This window comes from Pseudomonas sp., from assembly GCF_037994325.1.
In the GTDB taxonomy this organism is placed as follows: domain Bacteria; phylum Pseudomonadota; class Gammaproteobacteria; order Pseudomonadales; family Pseudomonadaceae; genus Aquipseudomonas.
The window spans coordinates 1-4,891 of the sequence record NZ_JBBNAH010000084.1; the positions used below are offsets into that span (position 1 = coordinate 1).

4 protein-coding genes are annotated in these 4,891 nt (G+C 60.4%); 2 read left to right on the top strand and 2 right to left on the bottom strand.

The window, feature by feature from the left end; translation table 11 throughout:
• Nucleotides 1-131: 131 nt before the first annotated feature.
• Nucleotides 132-497, bottom strand: a complete 366-nt coding sequence (locus tag AAAB16_RS02680) for a cupin domain-containing protein (RefSeq protein ID WP_340661944.1) — start codon at nucleotides 495-497, stop codon at nucleotides 132-134.
• A gap of 278 nt (nucleotides 498-775) precedes the next feature.
• Here AAAB16_RS02680 and AAAB16_RS02685 point away from each other — a divergent pair, with 278 nt between their 5' ends.
• Nucleotides 776-2,269 (top strand): aldehyde dehydrogenase, encoded by a 1,494-nt coding sequence (locus AAAB16_RS02685; RefSeq protein WP_340661945.1) that lies wholly within the window; start codon nucleotides 776-778, stop codon nucleotides 2,267-2,269.
• 148 nt (nucleotides 2,270-2,417) lie between these two features.
• The gene (locus tag AAAB16_RS02690; protein ID WP_340661947.1) at nucleotides 2,418-3,578 is read left to right on the top strand and encodes an MFS transporter; all 1,161 of its coding nucleotides are present in this window, start codon (nucleotides 2,418-2,420) and stop codon (nucleotides 3,576-3,578) included.
• Between the two features lie 149 nt (nucleotides 3,579-3,727).
• Here AAAB16_RS02690 and AAAB16_RS02695 read toward each other — a convergent pair.
• The coding region (locus tag AAAB16_RS02695; protein ID WP_340661946.1) for a PLP-dependent aminotransferase family protein at nucleotides 3,728-4,891 on the bottom strand (1,164 nt) is incomplete at its 5' end.

Consider the following 4,891-nt stretch of genomic DNA (forward strand, 5'->3'; position numbering starts at 1 on the left):
GGTGTGCTGCGCGCACCAAGAGATTGCGAGCAGCGCAATGGCGCGCACAGCACACCCTACGTAGCGCGGACATAAAAAAGCCCGCGGGGGCGGGCTAAAATTTCACGCAGGAAAAACACGAGTCGCGTCGATCAGCTCGCCGCTTGCTCAAAAATCACATAGACCTTACGGGTCGCTTCCAGCACTTCCCAAGTACCGGAGAAGCCGGCTGGAATCACAAAACGGTCGCCCGTACGCAATGTCTTGGCATTGCCCTCGGCATCACGCAGTACCGACACGCCTTGCAGAATTTCGCAGTATTCGTGCTCGGTGTAGTTCACCTTCCACTGGCCAACGGCGCCTTCCCAAATACCACTGGCGAATTGGCCGCAAGGGCTTGCGTAGTGGTTACGCACACTTTGCTCGGGGTCGCCTTTAAGCACCTTTTCGGCCGCTGGGCGGTAGTGTTCGGCGGCTGTTGTGGCGGCGGCGAAGTCGACGATAGAGGTGATAGTCATGCTCGGGTCCAGGTGTTGGTTTTATTAGTCACGAAGCCCCGCACAGCGGCGGCGAGCTTTGCCGGGTTGGCGCAGAGGCTCGCAGTCTATGTTTAATAAAACGAACATGACAAGGGCGTTTACTCGCCTAATGTAAAAAATAATGGAAAGGCGCCGAGCTCTGGTTTAGTGTGGCCGGCACAGTGGGCCGAGCAGGCCTTGCAGAATTTTTGACAGGCGCGGGTATTTGCGCCGCCTGTTTCGTCTCGATAAAGCTCGATTAATAAGAGGACGCACACATGACCACCCTGAGCCGCGCCGATTGGGAAAAACGTGCCCAAGACCTGAAGATCGAAGGCCGCGCCTTTATTCATGGCGAGTACACCGCTGCGGTGTCTGGTGACACCTTCGACTGCATCAGCCCCGTCGACGGCCGTGTGTTGGGCAAGATCGCCAGCTGTGATCTGGCCGACGCCGAACTGGCTGTCAAAGACGCCCGCGCCACCTTCAACTCTGGCGTGTGGTCGCGCAAAGCGCCGGTTGAGCGCAAAGAAATCATGATCCGCTTCGCCGCCTTGCTTGATGAGCACGCCGAAGAGCTGGCCCTGCTGGAAACCCTGGACATGGGTAAGCCAATCAGCGACTCGCTGAATATCGACGTACCGGGCGCCGCCCGCGCACTGTCGTGGAGCGGTGAAGCCATCGACAAAATCTACGACGAAGTGGCCGCCACCCCGCACAACGAAATCGGCCTGGTGACTCGCGAGCCAATCGGTGTGGTCGGCGCCATCGTGCCGTGGAACTTCCCGCTGATGATGGCCTGCTGGAAACTCGGCCCAGCCCTGTCCACCGGTAACTCGGTGGTCCTCAAGCCTTCGGAAAAATCGCCACTGACCGCCATCCGTATCGCTCAACTGGCGATTGACGCCGGCATTCCGGCTGGCGTGCTTAACGTGCTGCCAGGCTATGGCCACACCGTCGGCAAGGCCTTGGCTCTGCATATGGACGTGGACACCATCGTGTTCACCGGTTCGACCAAAATCGCCAAGCAATTGATGGTGTACGCCGGCGAATCGAACATGAAACGCGTGTGGCTGGAAGCCGGTGGCAAGAGCCCGAACATCGTCTTCGCCGACGCGCCAGACCTGCAAGCCGCCGCTGAATCCGCCGCCGGCGCCATCGCCTTTAACCAAGGCGAAGTGTGCACCGCCGGTTCCCGTTTGCTGGTCGAGCGTTCGATCAAAGACACGTTCGTACCGCTGGTAATCGAAGCCCTGAAAGGCTGGAAACCGGGCAACCCACTGGACCCGGAAACCAACGTCGGTGCCCTGGTCGACACCCAGCAAATGAACAACGTGCTGAGCTACATCGAAGCCGGCCATACCGATGGCGCCAAGCTGGTAGCCGGCGGCAAACGTACCCTGGAAGCGTCGGGCGGCACCTATGTTGAGCCGACCATTTTCGACGGTGTGACCAACTCCATGCGCATCGCCCAGGAAGAAATCTTTGGCCCGGTGTTGTCGGTTATTGCCTTCGACACCGCCGAAGAAGCCGTGGCGATTGCCAACGACACCATCTACGGCCTGGCCGCCGCAGTATGGACCAGCAACATCTCCAAAGCCCACCTTACCGCCAAGGCCCTGCGCGCCGGTAGCGTGTGGGTGAACCAGTACGATGGCGGCGATATGACCGCGCCCTTTGGTGGTTTCAAACAATCCGGTAACGGTCGCGATAAGTCGTTGCATGCCTTCGATAAGTACACCGAGCTGAAATCTACCTGGATCAAGCTGTAACGATCTTGAGGCGGCCGGTCTGGCGCCTCTGTAAGGTCCGCCCCTGACTTAAGGGGCCGGCTCTTGGAGCCATACCTGCGGCCGGGTTTCTGAAAGGAAACCCGGCCGTTGTTATTTTCGGCCCGGCACAAGGAGATGATCTGTGGTCATGCGTTGGGGTACCTATTTCGCCGTGGTGGCGTCGGTGGTCAGCATTGGCTTGGCACTGGGCGTGACCATGCCGCTGGTTTCGCTGCGCCTGGATGGCTGGGGCTACGGCAACTTTGCCATTGGCGTAATGGCCGCCATGCCGGCGGTGGGCGTGTTGCTGGGCTCGGTGCTGGCGGGGCGGTTGGCGGCGCGATTTGGTACTACCGGGTTGATGCAGATTTGCTTGCTGGTGAGTGCGGTGGGTGTCAGCACCATGGCGCTGATCCCCAGCTACCCGGTCTGGCTGGTCTTGCGCCTGCTGCTGGGTGTGGCGCTGACAATCGTATTTATCCTGGGCGAAAGCTGGATTAACCAGCTGGCAGTGGACCGCTGGCGCGGCAAGTTAGTCGCCCTGTATGGCACCGGTTATGCGTTGAGCCAACTCTGTGGTCCGCTGGTGCTGACGTTGCTGGGCACCACCACTGACCTGGGATTTTGGACCGGCACCGGCTTGCTGATCGGTGGCTCGTTGCTTTTGCTGGGCCGCACTGGTGCGCCAGCGGTGGATGCCCACAGCGCGTCCGGGCGGGGGCTGTGGGCCTTCTGCGCGAGCATGCCGGCGATTGCGTGGGCGGTCAGCCTGTTCGCCGCCTTTGAGGCGATGATGCTGACGCTGCTGCCGGTCTACGGGCTACGCCAAGGCTTCACGCAGGAAACTGCGTTGCTGATGGCCAGCGTTGTGGTCGTGGGCGATGCGGTGCTGCAACTGCCGATTGGCATGTTGGCCGATCGCATGTCCCGCCAGCGGCTGTTTTTCGCGTGCGGCGTGGTGCTGATGATCTCCAGCCTGTGCGTGCCGCTGCTGCTTCATACGCCACTGATCTGGCCGGTGTGGGTGCTGTTCGGGGCGAGCGCGGGCGGGCTATTTACCCTGTCGCTGATTTTGGTTGGCGAGCGCTTTCGCGACGGCGAGCTAGTGCGCGCCAACGCGCATATCTCGCAGCTATGGGGCATTGGTTGCCTGATCGGGCCGCTGCTGACCGGGGCGGTTAGCCAGTGGGTGAGCGGGCATGCCTTGCCACTGTTGATGGCCGTGGGGGCCGCCGGGTTTGTGGTGTTGTTGCTGCGTGGCGGTGGGTTGGGGGAGCCGACGCAGGCGAAGTTGGCGAGCGGGGAATGATTGCGGGGTGATTACCGATCGTCGCTGCTCTCACCCCTAGCCCCTCTCCCGCAAGCGGGAGAGGGGGACTAATCACCTTTTGTTGGCCACCTCAATCAGCTCCCTCTCCCGCTTGCGGGAGAGGGTTGGGGTGAGGGGCTGTTAGCGATTCACGGATGCTCCGCCAATAACCTGCTCACCGTTTCACCCACAATCTTCACCGCCGCTTCAATCTTTGCATCGGGCTTGCTGGCATAGCTCATACGCAAGCAGTTGCGGTACTTGCCGGCGGCGGAAAAGATGCTGCCGGGGGCGACCTGTATTTTGTGCGGTTTAAGCTCGCGGTTCAGGCGCAGGCTGTCGAAGCCTTCGGGCATTTCTACCCAGATCATAAAGCTGCCTTGCGGCCGACTGACCCGCGTACCGACGGGGAAGTAACGAGTCACCCAATCGGTCATCTGATCGCGGCCGCGCATATATTGCGCGCGCATACGGCGGATATGCGGCTCGTAATGTCCCCCCTCGATAAACTCGGTCAGCGCTATTTGCGGCAACTGCGCGGTGGTGCCAGTGCCCATATATTTCATATGCAGCACGCGCTCCAGATAACGCCCCGGCGCGATCCAGCCAATTCTCAGGCCAGGCACCACGGTCTTGGAGAAGGAACTACAGAGCAGTACACGGCCGTCATCGTCGTAGGACTTGATCGTGCGTGGCCGTGGGTAGTGGTAGGCCAGTTCGCCATACACATCGTCTTCGATAATCGCCACGTCATAGCGCTGGGCCAGGCCAATAAGCGCACGCTTATTGGCGTCCGGCATGATGTAGCCCATGGGGTTATTGCAGTTGGGCGTTAACTGTATGGCCTTGATTGGCCATTGCTCCAACGCCAGTTCCAACGCTTCCAGGCTGATGCCGGTAAGTGGGTCGGTGGGCAGTTCCAACGCCTTCATGCCAAAGCCTTTAAGCGCCTGCATTACGCCGTGAAAGCTGGGTGAATCCACGGCAACGATATCGCCTGGCTCACAAATGGCGCGGATTGCCGCTGACAGGGCTTCGTGGCAGCCGGTGGTGATCACAATGTCTTCGCCGGGGATCTGGCAACCGGAATCAAGCATCAGCCGTGAGATCTGCTTACGCAGCGGCAGGTGGCCGCGAATACAGCCGTAGGTCAGTGTATTGAGGTCTTGCCGGCGGCTTAAGCGCGACAGGCTGCGCAACAGTGGCTTGAGGGTGGGGCTGGTGTGATCCGGACGACCACGTCCCAGCTGAATCAAACCCTCACTGCCCGGCTCGACGCTAATCAGCTCCAGCACTTGTTCCCACTGCGACAC

What these genes read in the sequence shown, in the direction of transcription:
- AAAB16_RS02680 (WP_340661944.1), bottom strand. Translation starts at nt 497, where the DNA reads ATGACTATCACCTCTATCGTCGACTTCGCCGCCGCCACAACAGCCGCC.
- AAAB16_RS02690 (WP_340661947.1), top strand. Translation starts at nt 2,418, where the DNA reads ATGCGTTGGGGTACCTATTTCGCCGTGGTGGCGTCGGTGGTCAGCATT.
- AAAB16_RS02685 (WP_340661945.1), top strand. Translation starts at nt 776, where the DNA reads ATGACCACCCTGAGCCGCGCCGATTGGGAAAAACGTGCCCAAGACCTG.